Raw genomic sequence first — 17226 nt, forward strand, 5'->3', positions numbered from 1 at the left:
CTTTATGGTTTCACTTCAATTAAGAAAAACATAATGTAATAAAGGGCTGGAGCTGTTAAAATTACGCTGTCAAAGCGATCTAACACCCCACCATGCCCAGGAATAAGTTTACCAAAATCTTTAATTGTAGTTAACCTTTTCATAGCCGAAGCAGCCAAATCGCCAATTTGGGCTAAGAATGAACCAAAAAAACCTGCTAAGCCACATAACAACAACAAATTAACATCTTCAAAAACAACTAAATTACCAATCCAATAGCCATAAGCCAGAGAAAGTAAAGTTGCTGTTAGTATTCCTCCAATAGATCCTTCAATGGTTTTTTTGGGGCTAAGAGAAGGGATTAATTTGTGCTTGCCAAATTTAACGCCAACAAAATAAGCCCCCGTATCGCAGCCAAAAGCTGCAATAAAGGCTAGCCAAACTAAATACTTGCCATAAGCGAATTCTCGAATCAAATAAATATGAGATAACAAGAAAAAAGCATAAAAAAATCCAAAAAAGCCTGTCATTCCTTCTAAAGCATTGGTTTTATTATGGCAAACAACAGTATAAACCAATAACACCACAAGAAAAAGGGATACAAAAATATTAAAATAGTTGTCTGCATTGATAATTTGTTCCATGAAAAGGCCATAAAATAGTGCAAACATATAACCTATTACATGAAGTCCTGTATTATCTTTTGAAAATGCCTGATAAAACTCGTGCATTCCAATCAAGCCCAAAACAATTGTTGCAGCCTTCAACCAAAAGCCGCCAGATACTACGACAAATATCAGAAATGGTAGAAGCACCAATGCGGAAATGATTCTAGTTTTCAATAAAAATCACCTCATTTTTATCTTCCGCCGAAGCGGCGTTCTCTATTCTGATAATAGTAAATCGCTTTTTCCAAGTCTTTTTTACCAAAATCAGGCCACAGTACATCTGTAAAATAGAATTCAGAGTAAGCAATTTGCCACAAAAGAAAATTGCTGATACGCTCCTCACCGCTTGTGCGAATGACTAACTCAGGGTCTGGGACGCCTGCTGTATCTAAATAAGCCTCAATGGTTTCTTCAGAAATTTCTTTTGAAGAAAGTTCGCCACTTTCAACCTTTTCAGCAATTTTTTGAATACCACGACGTAGTTCATCTCTTCCGCCATAGTTTAATGCAATATGAACTGTCATCCCTTGCTTCTCTTTTGACTCTTCTACTATCACTTTTATTTGCTCTTGAATGTCTACATCCAAGCCTGAAACATCCCCGATTACTTGCATCCTTACGTCATCTTTAAGAAATCTTTGAAAAGAATCTTTTAAATAATGTCGCAACAAATCCATAATTGCAGCCACTTCGTCATTTGAGCGTTTCCAGTTTTCCGTAGAAAACGCATATACCGTAACATGCTGAATCCCCATTTTCTTTGCTTCGGTAACAACACGCTCGAGAGCCTCAGCTCCTGCCTTATGTCCCGCTTTTCTTGGCAATGATCTTTTTGCCGCCCATCTGCCGTTACCATCCATGATAATTGCAATATGTTTTGGTAGGCGTGAAGGATCTACGATGATTGCATCGTTTTTTTTCTTAAAAAACATTAAAATTCCTCCGTGTAACAAAGCCCCTCTTAATACCAGAGGGGCAGGTTAATCATCTTATACTGCTAGGATGTCTTTGCATTTTTCGTCACATTTTTTATCAACTTCTGCGATGTATTTATCTGTAAGCTTCTGTGTTTCATCCTCCAGATCTTTTAATTCGTCCTCAGTAATTTCTTTCTTTTTCTCAATTTTTTTGAAAGCATCCAAAGCATCACGTCTGATATTACGAATTGCTACTTTAGAGTTTTCTGCTTTCTTTTTCATTTCTTTTGTTAAATCCTTTCTTCTTTCCTCTGTTAACTCAGGGAAAATAAGGCGGATAACTTTACCATCGTTGTTGGGATTAAGACCCAAATCAGATGCATTGATGGCTTTTTCAATTGCCTTTAAAACTGAGTTGTCCCAAGGCTGAATCTGGATAATACGTGCTTCTGGAACAGAGATACTGCCAACCTGATTGATTGGGGTGGGTGTGCCATAATATTCAACAGTGATTTTATCAAGCACATGGGGGTTTGCACGGCCTGCACGAATTGTTGCATAGTCGTTTACCAAAGCTGCAACGGTTTTCACCATTTTTTCTTCATAAGGTTTGATTAATTCAGATGCCATAGCGTTTGCCTCCTATGATTATAATTTAAGAAACTGTAACAATAGTACCAATTTTTTCTCCGCTTACTGCGCGAATTATACTTCTGTCTTCATTTAAACCAAAAATAACAACGGGGATTTTTCTTTCAAAACAAAGATTTGCAGCTGCCATATCGATTACCTTAAGATTATTCTTGACAATTTCTTCCGATTTAATCATATCAATCTTTTTGGCATTCGGATTTACAGCAGGATCATCATCATAAACGCCATCAATATTCTTTGCAAAGAATAACCCGTCTACATCGAGTTCGGCCCCTCTTAAGGCTGTAATTGTATCTGTCGAGAAAAATGGGTGTCCAAGGCCAGCGGCAAAAATTAGAACTTCACCTTTTTCTAAGCGTGCCAAGGCAACATCTTTGGAAAAAAGCTCTGTCATTGTTCCAATGGGAATGGGTGTCTGAACAGTTGCAGAAACGCCATTTTGTCTAAAAGCATCGGCTAGGTAAATGGCATTCATAACGGTTGCCAGCATACCAATCTGATCAGCTTTGGTTCTATCCATACCAGATGTAGCACTTCTACCTCGCCAGAAGTTACCACCGCCTACCACAAGACAAACTTGTGTACCCTTGCTGATTACTTCTTTGATTTGGGAAACCAAGCCCCAAATGATTGTATCGTCAAAAGTAACACCATCCTTATCTCCAGCCAAGGCTTCGCCACTTAGTTTCAGGACAATTCTCTTATACATTGATAACAGCCTCCTTACCCTTCTAATGTATCACAATCCCAATAAAATTTCCACATATTTATAGTCAATTCTATTTGCATTTCATTTCGCAGTCTAACAAATAGTTAACAGTGTTCACAACAACAATGTTTTGATAAATACTTTTCAGAGTGAAAAAATAATTACATAAGTATTTCTATTTATATTTATGGCTGTTCTAGTGCCTTAAAATAAATAGGATTTTCAGAATTTGCCGTAAAAAAGAAACGCCAGATAGTTGGCGTTTCCTTTTCACTTTTATAAATTTTGATTAAGCCATTGCCTTTGCTACTTCATCAGCAAAGTTTTCATCTTTCTTTTCTAAGCCTTCACCAGTTTCAAAGCGAACGAAACGTGTGATTTCGATAGGAGCACCTACTACTTTAGCAACGGAATCAATATATTTTTGAACTGTCAAATCGCCATCCTTAACGTAAGGCTGTTCAACTAAGCAGATTTCTTTCAATTCTTTTTTCAATCTACCTTCAATCATCTTAGCGATAATCTGGTCAGGTTTGCTTGCATTTTTAGGGTCACCTTTTGCTTGAACTGTCAAGATTTCTGTTTCTTTTTCGATAAAATCAGAAGGTACATCATTCTCTGTGATAAATTTAGGGTTCAAAGCTGCAATCTGCATTGCAATGTTTTTACCCAGCTCAACCAATTCTTCACTTTCATTAGCACAAGCCAATTCAATCATAACACCGATTCTACCACCGCCGTGGATATAGGAAACTAATTTGCCAGACTGTGCTTTAGCAAAGTTTTCAAAACGTCTGATGTTCAAGTTTTCACCTATGATCGCTACCTGCTGGCTCAGTGCTTCTCTTACTGTATACTGAGGATCCAAATCCCACTTTTCTTCAAAGAAAGCATCCATATCAGCTGCTGATGACTTGGAAGCCTGCTTGGCAACAGCAGCAACATAATCTCTAAAAATCTGATTTTTCGCAACGAAGTCTGTTTCAGAGTTAACTTCAATAATTGTACCAACTTTGTTGTCTTCACTTACGTAAACATCAACAATACCTTCGGAAGCAATACGACCAGCTTTCTTTGCGGAAGCTGCAAGACCCTTTTCTCTTAAGAGTTCTACTGCCTTTTCCATATCGCCGTCTGTTTCAGTCAGCGCTTTTTTACAGTCCATCATACCAACGCCTGTAATTTCTCGTAATTCTTTCACCATTGCTGCTGTAATTGCCATGTTTTTTTCCCTCCGTATTTTCACTAGTAATATAAAAAGAGCTTCAGCCCGTAAGTTGGCTGAAGCTCGGGCAAATGCCTTGTAGAATAAATTATTCAGCTGCTACTTCTGCTTCAACAGCTACTGTTTCTTGTTCACCCTGCTTAGATTCCAAAACAGCGTCAGCAACCTTAGAAGCAATCAATTTTACTGCACGGATTGCATCGTCGTTACCAGGGATAACATAATCGATTTCATCAGGATCACAATTAGTATCTACGATTGCAACGATGGGGATACCCAAGTTGTGAGCTTCCTGAACAGCAATTCTTTCTTTTCTTGTATCAACAACAAACATCATATCGGGTACCTTTTTCATGTTTTTGATACCGCCCAAGTTTTTTTCCAGCTTATCCATTTCGTGCATCAAAGCTGCAACTTCTTTTTTAGGCAATACTTCGAAGATACCGTCAGCCTGCATTTTTTCTAATTCTTTCAGTCTTGCAATTCTTTTTTTGATGGTGCTGAAGTTTGTAAGCATACCACCCAACCATCTCTGGTTAACATAGTACATTCCACATCTTTCAGCTTCTTCTTTCATGCATTCCTGAGCCTGTTTCTTTGTACCTACGAATAAGATTTCGCCGCCATCTGCAATTGTTTTGCAGATTTCTGCATAAGCTTCATCAACTTTTTTTACAGTCTTCTGTAGGTCGATGATGTAGATACCGTTTCTTTCTGCGAAGATGTATTCAGCCATTTTAGGATTCCATCTTCTTGTCTGGTGTCCAAAGTGAACACCTGCTTCTAATAATTGTTTCATTGAAATTACGCCCATAGCGCACCTCCTGTGGTTAGTCCTCCGCATCTTCCTAAAAGAAACCGACCTTTGTCGGCACCTTTCCTTAGGCAACCGATGCGTGTGTTTTAAAGTTACCTATGGGATTATATCATAGAAGAAAACAAAAAACAACCATTTAATCAAAGTTTTTTCTACTTTTTTTTGAAAAAATGGTCGTTTTATCGTTATTTCACTTCTTCTAAAACTTTTTCTTTCACATAACCGCATTTTTCATTAGAACAAACAACTTTAGGATTCTTCCTTCCCTTTTCTTCCAAAAAGCTACCACAAAGGGGGCATTTTTCTCCTGTTGGCTTATTCCAAGACATAAATCCACACTCTGGATTGTTTTCACAACCGTAATATGCACGACCTTTTTTTGTTTTCTTAATTAGCACCTTACCTCCGCATTCAGGGCAGTTTACCCCTGCTTCTTCAAAGAAAGGTTTTGCATTTTGGCATTCAGGAAAACCAGGGCAAGCCAAAAATTTCCCATACCTTCCGTATTTTATCACCATGTTTCTGCCACATTTTTCACAGATAACATCGCTTTCTTCATCTTTTATTTCTACTTTCGCTAACTTCTCTCTGGCATCGTCAACACATGCTTTAAAGCCAGGATAGAAATCACGAATGATTTGTTTCCACTCCTCGTGTCCAATTTCCACCTCATCCAGACGTTTTTCCATGTTTGCCGTAAAATCTATATCGACAATATCTGAGAAGTAGTTTTTCATGATATCGTTTACGACTTCACCCAGTTCAGTGGGATAAAGATTTTTGGCCTCTTTAATAACATAATGGCGGGCCTGAATCGTTGTTAAAGTAGGTGCATAGGTGCTTGGACGACCAACACCAATTTCCTCTAAGGTTTTAATCAAAGAAGCGTCGGTAAATCTTGCCGGCGGCTGAGTAAAATGTTGCTCTGGCAAAAGCTCCACAGTCTTTAACACATCCCCTTTTTCCAAAAGAGGGATCATTTTTTCATCCTCTTCTTCTCCTTTATTATATGCCTCCAAAAAGCCCTTAAATTTAAGACTTGAGCCAGAACTTCTAAAGGTGTATTCGCCTGCCTGCAATTTCACAGAAAGGGTATCATAAACGGCAGGACTCATCTGACTAGCAACAAAGCGCTCCCAAATTAATTTATATAAACGAAATTGATCCTTTGACAAGGAATCCTTAATGCTATCTGGAGTACGTAAGACCTCGGTGGGACGTATTGCCTCGTGGGCATCCTGTGTTTTGCCCTTGGATTTATACACAACCCTCTCAGGATTTACGTACTTATCACCGTACTCATCTTTTATAAAACTAACGACTGCATCGTAAGCTTCATCGGAGATACGGAACGAGTCTGTACGAATATAGGAAACCAAACCAACGGTACCTTCTCCCTTGATATTGATACCTTCATAAAGCTGCTGGGCAATCATCATGGTTTTTTGGGTGGCCATGTTCAGATGCTTGCTGGCTTCCTGTTGCAAGGTACTGGTTGTAAAGGGTGCCACAGGTTTTTTCTGGCGACTACCTGTTTTTACGTCGGTCACCAAAAATTCATGATTCTGAATTCCCTTTAAAACTTCATCAGTCTCTTCGCCATTAGAAAGTTCGATTTTTTCATCATTTTTTCCATAAAATCTTGCATCTAAATTTTTTCCGTTTTTGTCTGAAAGCCTTGCGGTTAAAGACCAATATTCAGTTGGAATAAATGCCAGAATTTCTTCTTCTCTATCGCAAATGATACGCAGAGCTACAGATTGCACACGTCCTCCAGAAAGCCCCTTCTTCACCTTTTGCCATAGCAAATCGCTAATGGTATAGCCTACCATTCGATCTAAAAGACGGCGTGCTTGCTGAGCATCCACCAAATCCATATCAATGTCTCTTGCTTCGTTGATGGAACGCTTCACAGCTGTTTTTGTAATTTCATTAAAGGTGATTCTACTGATATCCTTTTCTTCCCCAAGGTTTAATGCATGAAGCAAGTGCCAGCTAATTGCCTCTCCTTCACGGTCAGGGTCAGTTGCAAGAAATACTTTGTCCGCACTTTTTGCATCTCTACGAAGCTTGCTGAGCAAGTCCCCTTTACCACGAATGGTGATATATTTCGGTTCAAAATCATTCTCTATGTTAATGCCCAATTGGCTTTTGGGCAAATCTCTAATATGCCCCATGGATGCTTCGATTTTATAATTGGAACCTAAAAACTTCCCAATGGTAGCCGCCTTGGCGGGGGACTCTACTATCACAAGATATTTTTTTCCCGTTTTTGCCCCTTTGGTGCTAGTTTTGGTTGTTTTATTACTTTTTTCCGTCATTTCCTTTGTCATACTTCACCTCAAATTAACCTTCCCTGATATATCCAGCCTGGGGTACTTTGCGTACATATCCTGCAATTTCTAACAAGGAAAGTATATACTGCACTTCCTGTATATTTTTATGCAGCTTCCTGCAAATGGTTTCTGCTAAAACTGGTTCTTTATCAAATATTTGTTCATAAATTTCTTTTTCTTCCAACGAAAGCTTCGATGCAATTTGGTTTGAAAAACTTTGTCTTTCCGTTTCATTATAAGTAATGCCCAATTCAAACAAAATATCATTACTTTCTGTAATTGGGTAACAACCTTGTTTTATTAAACTATTTGTTCCTTCACTTAAGGCACTGGTTACGTTTCCGGGGAAAGCAAAAACGCTCCGCCCGCTTTCCAAAGCCAAATCCACGGTAATCAATGTTCCACTTTTTTTGCCTGCCTCAACAACAACTAAAACTTTTGATAAACCACTAATAATTCGATTTCGGTTTGGAAAATGGTGAGGCGATGGTTCTGTGCCTGGTGGATATTCAGAAATCAAGCAACCATTGCTAGAAATAGTTTCCATAATTTCTCTATTTTCTGAGGGATAGCAAATATCCACTCCGCACCCCAGAACAGCTATGGTTTGTCCTCCGCCATCTATTGCTCCTTTGTGTGCCATTGTATCAATCCCTTTTGCCATTCCACTAACTACAACCAAATTTGCTTTGCCTAGATCTTTTCCAGTTCGATAGGCCAATCCAGCCCCATAACGGGAGCAACGCCTTGCACCTATCACCGAAACCTTGTCCAAATTATCATCAGGAAGCATCCCTTTGACGTAAATGCCAACCGGCGGACTATAAATTTCCTTTAATAAACTTGGGTAGGTGGGATGTAAGAAGGAATAAAATTGAATTTCTTTTTCTTCTAATTCTTCAATCCAAAAATCCAACTGTTTTTCATCCCTGGCAGAAATGATTGCGTCAATGGTCTTTTCGGGGATACCCTTAATTGAAAGAAGCTGCTCTTTCGTAGCATACCAAACGGCTTCTGCCCTCTGGAAATGATCCAAAAGCATACGAATACGTTTGATCCCCACGCCTTCAACACGTGAAAGCCACATCAAATAGTATTCCTCCATGCCAGCACTCCTTCCTTAAGTCGAGTTACGACCTTAACTATATAACCTTTTTTTTTAAAATTCAATAAGAATTTGCAAACTGAGAAAAAATTTCAGTAATTATGGATATATATTAGTAGAAATTCACTAGAATCATTGCATAATTTGGTAAAAATTGATATGATGTTTTTATCTTCAGAAAGAAAAGAGGCGTTGCAATGCTTTCAATTATTCAAAGTTCTGCTTTACAAGGAATAGATAGTTATCCTGTTTCTGTTGAAGTAGATCTTAGTAGCGGGCTTCCATCTTTTGATGTTGTAGGCTTGCCAGACTCGGCAGTAAAAGAATCCCGTGAAAGAGTACGAACGGCAATCAAAAACTCTGGGTTTACATTCCCTGTAAAGCATATAACCGTTAACCTTGCCCCCGCGGACACACGCAAAGAGGGTGCTTCCTTTGATTTGCCCATCGCCCTTGGCATCCTTTGTGCTGGAGGTGTTTTACAAATTGGCATTGCAGATGAGTATTTCGTTACCGGCGAGCTTTCACTGGATGGTTCTGTTCGACCAGTAAACGGGGTATTGCCTATGGTTTATGGTGCAAAGAGAAATGGCATGAAAAAGTGCCTAGTTCCTGTTGCGAATATGGATGAAGCCGCTTTAGTAGAAGGAATTCAGGTTTTTCCTGTACATAATCTCAAAGAAATAGTTCAGCACTTATTGGGGAAAAATAAAATCACACCTTTTTCTGTGGATTTAAACGCCTTATTTCATGAAAATCAGCCAATGTCTTTATTAGATTTTGCTCATGTAAAAGGACAAGAAAATGCAAAGCGGGCTATGGAAATTGCAGCAGCTGGTGGTCATAATTTTTTGATGGTTGGCCCTCCAGGTTCAGGCAAGACAATGCTTGCTAAACGTCTGCCCTCCATTATGCCCGACTTAACCTTTGAGGAAAGTATTGAAATCACAAAAATTTATAGCGTTGCGGGTCTATTGAGGAACAAAAACGCTTTGGTTCGGACCCGCCCTTTTCGGTCACCACATCATACCATTTCTGCCTCTGCACTGACGGGAGGTGGTCGAATACCAAAACCGGGTGAAATTTCCTTGTCCCACCATGGCGTTCTTTTTCTGGATGAACTACCTGAATTTCAAAGATCCGCCTTGGAAATTATGCGTCAACCTTTAGAGGATGGACAAGTTACCATTTCCCGCGTAAATGGCACCCTTACCTTCCCCTCTGATTTTATGTTGGTAGCAGCAATGAACCCATGCCCTTGTGGATATTTGGGGGATAGTAACAAATGTCATTGCTCCATGAATGAAATTGTAAAGTATAACCGGAAAATCAGTGGTCCTCTTTTGGATAGAATTGATATCGTGGTAGAAATGCCTGCTGTAACATATGAGGATTTAGATGGAATAGAATCGGGCGAATCTTCGGCTAAAATCAAAAAACGAGTTTTAGTTGCACATCAAACACAACTAAAACGGTATCAAAATGAAGGAATTTACTTCAATGCTCAGCTTAGCGCATCCCAAATTGAAAAATTTTGCACTCTGGGTGACAAGGAAAAAGAAATGCTTCGAAATGCTTTTGAACGACTTGATTTAAGCGCCAGGGCATATCATAAAATTTTGAAAGTAGCACGAACCGTTGCAGATTTGGATGGTAGCGATCATATTGCAATGCCACATTTGGCGGAAGTTTTGCAATACCGATCTTTAGACCGAAAGTATCTGCTTTAGTAAGGAGTTTATAATGGATCAACGGAAAGAACAAGTGTCTGAAAGCTTTTGTATCGGGGCTTTTTTAGCATTTGCAGGTGGCTTTTTTGACTCATATACATTTATCGCCAGAGGCGGTGTTTTTGCCAATGCACAAACAGGCAATATGATTTTATTAGCAATACAGCTAGTACAAAGGAATTTTTTCCATGCCTTATATTATTTAGTTCCTATATTTGCCTTTATTTGTGGAATTTTTTTGGATGAGTGGATCAAGAGAAATTTTTCTAGCAAAAAGCCCTTACATTGGAGGCAAGTCATCCTTTCAATAGAAATAACGATATTGATTTTGGTGGCTTTTTTGCCCCTGGGCAAAGGCGATCTTTTAGCCAATGTTTTAATTTCTTTTATCTGCGCAATGCAAGTACAAAGTTTTCGTGCCCTTCATAAATTGCCCTATGCTACTACAATGTGTACCGGAAATCTTCGCAGTGGTGCAGAGCAGCTGGTTCTTCTTGTTTTTGAAAAAGACAGACACTCTGGTAAAAAAGCACTCCTGTATTTTGGCATCATATTTGTTTTTATATTGGGTGCAGGGGCTGGGGCCATCATAACTCCTTTTGTGGGAGCAAAATCTGTATTGTTTTGTTGCGTTTTACTTTTTGTTGCCCTTCTCATGCTGTTTAGAGAAGGAAACTAGCTAAGTTGAAAATGGACTGTTTAAAGAGGAGTGTTGAATAATGAGGCAACATTCCTTTTTGTTTTACTGATTTTTTCCAACGCATTCATAATAAAAATGCAGTAGTTTATCTTCATCTAAATTATTTTTTAAGTATACAAATTGCAACGGATGACTAACTTGATAATTATGAAGTTCCAACATCTCTAATTTTTTTGTTGCGATTTCTTTTTCGGCCACGGCTTCATACATGAAGGAAACGGCATTTGTGTTTTCTAATAGATGTTTTATCAAAACAAAGCTACTTACTTCCCATGTAGCACGAAAAGAACTAACGGAATCGTTTTGTTGCGCCAAATAGCTCTCAAATATTGCCCTAGTGCCTGATCCTTGTTCCCTAAGAATAAGAGGATACTCATACAAATCCGCTAATTCAACCTTCTTCCCAGCAAGAGGATGTTTCTTAGAAACCACTGGGATAAATTTTGCTATGCAAAATACCTCAGCCTCAAACAATTTCCGGTCGAAAATACCTTCTATAAATGCTGCATCCAGTTTGCCTTGAAGCAAACTTTCCAATAAAATTTTAGTGTTTGCAACCGTTATATTCAGGCCGCTGTTATCTTTTCTTAAAAAAGAGAACAACATAGGAGGCAAATAATAATCGGCGATTGAAAGTGTACTTCCAATATATAATGGTCGCTGGTTTCCAATAAGCTTTTCTACTAACTGCCTCTCGTTAGATTGTTGCATTTTGGTGTAGTGCAAAAAAAACTCACCATCCTTGGTGAGGCGCATCGCCCGCCCCTCTTGGGTAAATAAGCGACAGCCATAATATTCCTCTAATTTTTGAATATGCTGGGTTACTGCCGGCTGAGTCATGTGTAATTGTTTTGCTGCTGCCGTGTAGCTGCCTGTTTCAATCACCGCCAAAAAAGTTGTTACCTTCTGATCAAGCATTGAGTAACCTCCTTTCTAATAACATTGATTTTATTCCTTTAACGCAATTTAAAGAGTCATTATACTATAACATAAATTTATGGTTTATAAAATATCATAATTTGATTTTATTTAATAAATATGGTAATTTATTGCTGAGGGAATAAGGAATTGATAACGGAGGAAAAAAGTTATGAACAAAATCATTCAAGTTTTACCAGGATTTCTCTTAGCACTCATCATTGCGGCAATCGCCCAACTACTAGAAAGTTTATTGCCCATTCACTTAATTGGAAGTTCGGTAATTGCCCTATTCATTGGTATGTTTATCCATCAAATTTACAAACCAAATGCAATTACAAAACCAGGCATTGTATTTACATCTAAGAAGGTGTTAAAATTTGCCATTGTGTTGCTTGGTGCATCTTTAAGCATTGGCACCATTTTACAGGTAGGTCGTCTATCTTTAACAGTGATGGTTTTTACGCTACTCACCTGTTTTGGTGGTGGCTATTTTGTTGGGAAAGCCTTAGGGTTGGACTGGAAGCTTTCTAACCTGATTTCTGCCGGCACCGGTATCTGCGGTGGCTCTGCAATTGCGGCTATCGCCCCAGTGATTGAGGCGGAGGATAAAGATATTGCTTATGCAATAAGTGCAACTTTTTTGTTTGATATGGCTATGATTGTGCTATTCCCTATTATGGGTAAAGCAATGGGTCTTAGCGACATGGCTTATGGCTTATGGGCAGGAACAGCTGTAAATGATACATCCAGTGTAGTTGCGGCAGGCTATGCCTTCTCTGAGGCAGCTGGGGATTTTGCAACTATGGTAAAATTGACAAGAACACTATCTATCATACCTACTGTTCTTATTTTTGCAATGATCCATATGCGTTTAAAAAGAAAAGAAGCTACCTTTGCTAATGAAATTGGAATCACCTCACAAGTAAAGTTTACAAAGATTTTCCCATGGTTTATTTTGCTTTTCGTAGGAATGTCCATTTTAAACAGCGTAGGATTTATACCTGAGGCTGTCTCTGCAACGTTAAAAGATTTAAGCAAATTCCTTATGGTGGGAGCCCTGGCTGCCATTGGGCTAAATACAGATTTTAAAGAGATGAAAAAATCAGGATATCAACCAATGGTACATGGCTTTATCATTTCTCTCTTAGTGGTAGTAGTTGCTTTTGCAGTTGAATATTTCATGGGTATCATTTAAACCATATTACTAAATTAACTATTCTAATAGTTCTTTTTTAGCCTGTTGCATGGAGAAATTCTTGCAACAGGTTTTTATTTTTAATGGCCTCAAACAACAAAACAGCAGTTCCCATTTTATATAAACATAGGAACTGCTGTTTTTTAGATTAATACTTAAAATCCTGATGATTTGTTTGAATCATATTTTCATCCCAAGGGGATGAAGCATCCAAAACTTCATTGTATTCTGAAGAATTCCCATCTGTAAGCTTAAACTTATTTACCAATTGTTTCAAGGTTTCAGCCTGACCGCTTAACTCCTCGGAAGCAGCAGCACTTTCTTCTGCAGTGGCTGAATTATTTTGCACAACGCCCGAGATCTGTTCCACTGCAATGGTAACCTGCTCCACAGAATTTGCCTGTTCAAAGGAAGCATTTGCAATCTTTTCTACAAGTTGCGTTACCGACATTGTTCCGTCTACGATCTTGTTCATTGCTTTTTCTGTGCTTTCAGCCATATCTGCACCCTTCTCCACTGCATTTACTGTTTCTTCTATTAAGATAGCAGTGTTTTTTGCCGCCTCAGCCGATTTACCTGCCAAATTACGAACTTCATCCGCAACAACAGAAAAGCCCTTCCCCGCTTCACCTGCTCGAGCAGCTTCAACAGCGGCATTCAAGGCAAGTATATTCGTCTGAAACGCAATATCTTCAATGGTTTTAATAATCTTACTTATTTCTTTTGACTTATAACTGATGGCTTCCATTGCTTCCATCATTTCTTTAATTTGTTTGTTGCTATGTTCCACCTGATCTTCAGCATTTTCCACTGCTTTTTTTGCATTAGCTGCATAGTCTGCATTTCTCTTAATATGATCGGAAATCTCCAGTATTGTGGCTGATAACTCTTCAATGGAGGATGCTTGCTCTGTGGCTCCTTGAGATAGTGCTTGGGCACCAGAAGCAACCTGTTCAGAGCCTACGGAAACTTGTTCTGATGCTTGATTTATTTGCGTTAGGGCGTCACTTAACTGCCTCTTGATATTTTTCATAGCCATTAATATTTCTTCATATTCCCCTGTATAACTATCTTCGCATTGGGAAGAAACTTGAAAATCCCCATCTGCCATACGACCGAGCACATAACCAATATCATTAATTAGGGTTTTTAAATTTACAGCTGTTTTATGAAATGTTGTTGCCAATTTCCCTATTTCATCTTGGGACTTTACATCCATCTCAATATCAAAGTCCCCATGAGAGATGCGTTCAGCTGCCTTTACCACATCATTAATGGGTTTTAACATTCCTTTGAGAACAATCAAAGTCAAGATAATGATTGCTGCTAGTGCGATTATTGCAAGAATGAGCATTGTAAGAGCTAACCTGGTTACGTCCTTATTCAAATCGTCTGTGTCTAACGACGATTGTGCCCACCAAATTTGAGAACCGCACTCAATAGGATAAAAGTATCTGGTAACCTCAGTGGTTGCACCACTTACATGAGTAGATGAAGTAATCATTTGAAATGGTTTTTTAGCAGCAAATCCTACAAAAAGTTCCTCCATAACCTCAGGCGTATTATACTCCCTCATATTAACGCCAACTACTTCTTCCGAAGTACTGTCATATACATAAGTTCCATCCTGCGTCAAAATATTTGCAAACATAGATGGATACTTTTCATTGGTAGAATTAATTTTAGAGAAATTGGAAACAAGAATATCCACAGATACAACGCCTTGAACTTTGTTATCAAAAAGAATAGGAAAAGAAATTGTACTTAACTTTTTTCCATTGTATTCTGCCGGGTCCGTTATGTAAGGCTGCTGCGTCTCCTTTGCAATGCTATAATAATCCTGATTTGAATAATTTGCGTATTCACCTACAATTTTGACGTTCTTCTTTTTTGCTTGATCCTCACCAATGTAAATGGCATATTCCTTTACAGCCGGATCGAATGCATAAGGTTCAAAGTAAATACCTACGCCGGAGATATCCGGATTATTATTTACAGTATTCCATGCTGTATTTAGCATATACTCCTCTACGAGAAACTTCATCTCCTGTAAATCCGCGTTAAAAATGGTGCTTCTTTTGGTCACAGTCTTTTCTTCCACGGTAAGCTTATCAGCAGCTTCAAACTTGTTTTCCAAGTAATTTTGTAAATCCAATGCAGTCAATTTCGCTTGATCCATAAGGTTTTGCACTATTAAAGCATTGTCTGAGGCAATTTTTTCAAACTCCCCATCCACTCCAGCTCTTACAGCTTTGCTTGCTTGAATTGTAGAAATTGCAACCAAAATGGTTAGTATTACAGTAAGCGTTCCCCCTAGAATGATTGCTATTTTTGTAGCTAGTTTCATCTTTCTAAACATTTTGTCCTCCATCTGAAATGGTTTATAACCAAATTATTCATGTTACACTACCCTCGGCATATTTTAAAGTAATGAATCTTTTAAATATGCATAACTTACAAAAAAAATTTATTAAAACTTTTTTCTCGTTGGTTCCCCATGATTTGATGCAAGCAGCTTTCGTTTTGTTACACTTCTTATACAAAAAGAGAAAAAATACCTACCTGATATAGAAATTAACTCTGTTTATAGGGAATTAATAAAAGTAGAAACTAACCAGCCAATATAGTTCTATTATTTAGAATATAATTCCGTATTTAGTGCAAAAATTTTTATACAAACTCTTAATTATGTGTTTTAGCAACTATGGTAACATCCCTCCTTACGTAATGAATTTGTATAAGACTCAAAACGGTACAATAATGTATTTGTTACAACTGCTTAAATAGCTCTTGAAAAAGCCTTGGCTTAGGTGTATCTAATAGACGAATTACCTCCCTTCCCTTGACTTCAGTTATTCAGAAATTGAAATGAATAAGAATGAGTTAGCCAATTCTTTTTTACAATATAAGTGAAAAAACAACCTTTTTCAACTTCCATCTTTACAAAAATTACCTATATTTTCAATAATTAAGTATTATCTGACTATGCATTAACTATAAAACTCATTCGGATCAATAAAAAGTTTTTCAGCAAAGGTGAATTTTACTATATTTATCTTTACCTTTCAAGTGTTTTAGTAAGTTTTTCTATTTGGTCTATCACAGCTGATTTTTTTCAATATATAAAACTTAATTCTGTATAGTGAATTATCATTAAGTGGTAAATTTTATTTTGGACAAAAAAAAGGTACCTAAGGTACCTTTAAATTTTAAACTTTTAGATTAAGAATGATTTGGCCTCAAATTCAAAGTCGGCTTAATTTTTTTACCTATATCATTAAAATTAATTTTTGTAATTCCGTAAGTGAATAATACCCCCAGTATAACCAGAATGATTCTTGAAAGAGCTGACTCCAAATTGTTATTGAAGAAGATTTGATTTGCTAGGAGGGTATTAACCGTTATGAATAGAATTTTAATATCGTATCTCTTTATGAATGAATATACATAATTAATGATCAATGTAAAGTAAACAAGCAAATGCTCTGGTACAAAAAAACCAAAAACGAATACGTAAATCAAACCGCCCAAAAGGGTATATATTGTTCTATGTTTCATTCTTGTAAATGTTTCTTTTTCGTGCATTTGACATAAGCTAAACATAGTAACAGTAAACCACATATGTTTATATATTTCAAAAATATGAGAAACTAGCATAGCAATGCTTAGGCTAAAAGCCAGCTTAATGCAAAAAGAAAGTTGATCTACATTAATGGTTTTCGGTATGTCTTTTAGCTGCTGATATTTTGAATCTTCCCTATGCTTGAACCAATAAATTAGCATCATCAGTATACCAAAAGTTACCATACTAAGGAGCCGTAACATAAAGGCTTTCCCATAAACAGGATTTCCCTCATTAAACACATACATTAACATAAATACAATATAGATTTTATACTCCATCCTTTGTGAAGTAAAAAGCATAATCAGAAAAATTCCAAAAAAATTTAAGATAAAGCCAAGATAAGGGTTTATTCCAGCTAAATAAGGAATACAAACAGTAGAAAGTAATAAAGTAAAAAGCAGAAATGCTCCGCTTTTTCTCTTTACACCTAAGTCTGCACCAAGAAAAAAAATAAAGGCTGTTACAATTCCAACCCCTGTTAGGCTATTTTTTTGTCCAAAAATAGAAACATAAGTACTCATAAACAAAATGATAAGACATAGCATAATCAGATTTTTAAACATAATATTTGCCAAAGGCCATATTTTTTTTAAGTATATCTCCATAAATTACTTCCTTTCCCAAAATAAGCAGTGTAGAACAATG

General features: G+C 37.5%; 14 protein-coding genes. 3 read left to right on the forward strand and 11 right to left on the reverse strand.

Annotated elements, in window-relative coordinates; translation table 11 throughout:
* Positions 1-2: 2 nt before the first annotated feature.
* The 8 genes from ABVZ64_RS09535 to dprA form a co-directional block, all read right to left on the reverse strand.
* Positions 3-821 carry a phosphatidate cytidylyltransferase gene (locus ABVZ64_RS09535; RefSeq protein ID WP_352400785.1) on the reverse strand — a complete coding sequence of 273 codons (819 nt, stop codon included), beginning with the start codon at positions 819-821 and terminating at the stop codon, positions 3-5.
* A 17-nt stretch (positions 822-838) separates the two neighbouring features.
* Entirely contained in the window at positions 839-1579 is a 741-nt protein-coding gene (uppS, locus tag ABVZ64_RS09540; RefSeq protein ID WP_352400786.1) for an undecaprenyl pyrophosphate synthase, read from the reverse strand.
* Positions 1580-1636: 57 nt separating this feature from the next.
* Positions 1637-2194 carry a ribosome recycling factor gene (gene frr / locus ABVZ64_RS09545; RefSeq protein ID WP_352400787.1) on the reverse strand — a complete coding sequence of 186 codons (558 nt, stop codon included), beginning with the start codon at positions 2192-2194 and terminating at the stop codon, positions 1637-1639.
* A 25-nt stretch (positions 2195-2219) separates the two neighbouring features.
* Entirely contained in the window at positions 2220-2927 is a 708-nt protein-coding gene (gene pyrH, locus ABVZ64_RS09550; protein ID WP_352400788.1) for a UMP kinase, read from the reverse strand.
* Positions 2928-3216: 289 nt separating this feature from the next.
* A complete protein-coding gene (gene tsf, locus ABVZ64_RS09555) occupies positions 3217-4149 on the reverse strand; it encodes a translation elongation factor Ts (protein ID WP_352400789.1) in 933 nt (310 codons plus the stop codon).
* Positions 4150-4240: 91 nt separating this feature from the next.
* A complete protein-coding gene (gene rpsB / locus ABVZ64_RS09560) occupies positions 4241-4966 on the reverse strand; it encodes a 30S ribosomal protein S2 (RefSeq protein ID WP_352400790.1) in 726 nt (241 codons plus the stop codon).
* Between the two features lie 188 nt (positions 4967-5154).
* Positions 5155-7290 (reverse strand): type I DNA topoisomerase, encoded by a 2136-nt coding sequence (topA, locus tag ABVZ64_RS09565; protein WP_352400872.1) that lies wholly within the window; start codon positions 7288-7290, stop codon positions 5155-5157.
* Positions 7291-7315: 25 nt separating this feature from the next.
* Complete coding sequence (dprA, locus tag ABVZ64_RS09570; RefSeq protein WP_352400791.1) at positions 7316-8410, reverse strand: DNA-processing protein DprA; 1095 nt, start codon at positions 8408-8410, stop codon at positions 7316-7318.
* A 197-nt stretch (positions 8411-8607) separates the two neighbouring features.
* On the opposite strand from dprA, the gene ABVZ64_RS09575 reads away from it, so the two are divergent.
* Both ABVZ64_RS09575 and ABVZ64_RS09580 read left to right on the forward strand, forming a co-directional pair.
* Positions 8608-10140 (forward strand): YifB family Mg chelatase-like AAA ATPase, encoded by a 1533-nt coding sequence (locus tag ABVZ64_RS09575; RefSeq protein ID WP_352400792.1) that lies wholly within the window; start codon positions 8608-8610, stop codon positions 10138-10140.
* 13 nt (positions 10141-10153) lie between these two features.
* Positions 10154-10819, forward strand: coding sequence for a YoaK family protein (locus ABVZ64_RS09580; protein WP_352400793.1), 666 nt, complete (start codon positions 10154-10156; stop codon positions 10817-10819).
* A gap of 63 nt (positions 10820-10882) precedes the next feature.
* Here ABVZ64_RS09580 and ABVZ64_RS09585 read toward each other — a convergent pair whose 3' ends face one another.
* Complete coding sequence (locus tag ABVZ64_RS09585; protein WP_352400794.1) at positions 10883-11758, reverse strand: LysR family transcriptional regulator; 876 nt, start codon at positions 11756-11758, stop codon at positions 10883-10885.
* 172 nt (positions 11759-11930) lie between these two features.
* Between ABVZ64_RS09585 and ABVZ64_RS09590 the strand changes: the two genes are divergently transcribed.
* Positions 11931-12956, forward strand: a complete 1026-nt coding sequence (locus ABVZ64_RS09590; protein WP_352400795.1) for a YeiH family protein — start codon at positions 11931-11933, stop codon at positions 12954-12956.
* A gap of 148 nt (positions 12957-13104) precedes the next feature.
* Here ABVZ64_RS09590 and ABVZ64_RS09595 read toward each other — a convergent pair whose 3' ends face one another.
* Together ABVZ64_RS09595 and ABVZ64_RS09600 are read right to left on the reverse strand one after the other, a co-directional pair.
* Positions 13105-15315 (reverse strand): methyl-accepting chemotaxis protein, encoded by a 2211-nt coding sequence (locus tag ABVZ64_RS09595; protein WP_352400796.1) that lies wholly within the window; start codon positions 15313-15315, stop codon positions 13105-13107.
* Between the two features lie 863 nt (positions 15316-16178).
* Positions 16179-17186 carry an FUSC family protein gene (locus tag ABVZ64_RS09600; RefSeq protein ID WP_352400797.1) on the reverse strand — a complete coding sequence of 336 codons (1008 nt, stop codon included), beginning with the start codon at positions 17184-17186 and terminating at the stop codon, positions 16179-16181.
* Positions 17187-17226: the final 40 nt, after the last annotated feature.

Origin of the sequence: Anaerotignum sp. (genome assembly GCF_040307045.1) — a bacterium.
In the GTDB taxonomy this organism is placed as follows: Bacteria; Bacillota; Clostridia; order Lachnospirales; family Anaerotignaceae; genus Chakrabartyella.

Excerpts from the sequence above, each read along its gene's own strand:
- ABVZ64_RS09595 (WP_352400796.1), bottom strand. The coding sequence starts at position 15,315 with ATGTTTAGAAAGATGAAACTAGCTACAAAAATAGCAATCATTCTAGGG.
- pyrH (WP_352400788.1), bottom strand. The coding sequence starts at position 2,927 with ATGTATAAGAGAATTGTCCTGAAACTAAGTGGCGAAGCCTTGGCTGGA.
- tsf (WP_352400789.1), bottom strand. The coding sequence starts at position 4,149 with ATGGCAATTACAGCAGCAATGGTGAAAGAATTACGAGAAATTACAGGC.
- rpsB (WP_352400790.1), bottom strand. The coding sequence starts at position 4,966 with ATGGGCGTAATTTCAATGAAACAATTATTAGAAGCAGGTGTTCACTTT.
- uppS (WP_352400786.1), bottom strand. The coding sequence starts at position 1,579 with ATGTTTTTTAAGAAAAAAAACGATGCAATCATCGTAGATCCTTCACGC.
- ABVZ64_RS09575 (WP_352400792.1), top strand. The coding sequence starts at position 8,608 with ATGCTTTCAATTATTCAAAGTTCTGCTTTACAAGGAATAGATAGTTAT.
- frr (WP_352400787.1), bottom strand. The coding sequence starts at position 2,194 with ATGGCATCTGAATTAATCAAACCTTATGAAGAAAAAATGGTGAAAACC.
- topA (WP_352400872.1), bottom strand. The coding sequence starts at position 7,290 with ATGACGGAAAAAAGTAATAAAACAACCAAAACTAGCACCAAAGGGGCA.
- ABVZ64_RS09585 (WP_352400794.1), bottom strand. The coding sequence starts at position 11,758 with ATGCTTGATCAGAAGGTAACAACTTTTTTGGCGGTGATTGAAACAGGC.
- ABVZ64_RS09580 (WP_352400793.1), top strand. The coding sequence starts at position 10,154 with ATGGATCAACGGAAAGAACAAGTGTCTGAAAGCTTTTGTATCGGGGCT.
- ABVZ64_RS09590 (WP_352400795.1), top strand. The coding sequence starts at position 11,931 with ATGAACAAAATCATTCAAGTTTTACCAGGATTTCTCTTAGCACTCATC.
- dprA (WP_352400791.1), bottom strand. The coding sequence starts at position 8,410 with ATGGAGGAATACTATTTGATGTGGCTTTCACGTGTTGAAGGCGTGGGG.
- ABVZ64_RS09600 (WP_352400797.1), bottom strand. The coding sequence starts at position 17,186 with ATGGAGATATACTTAAAAAAAATATGGCCTTTGGCAAATATTATGTTT.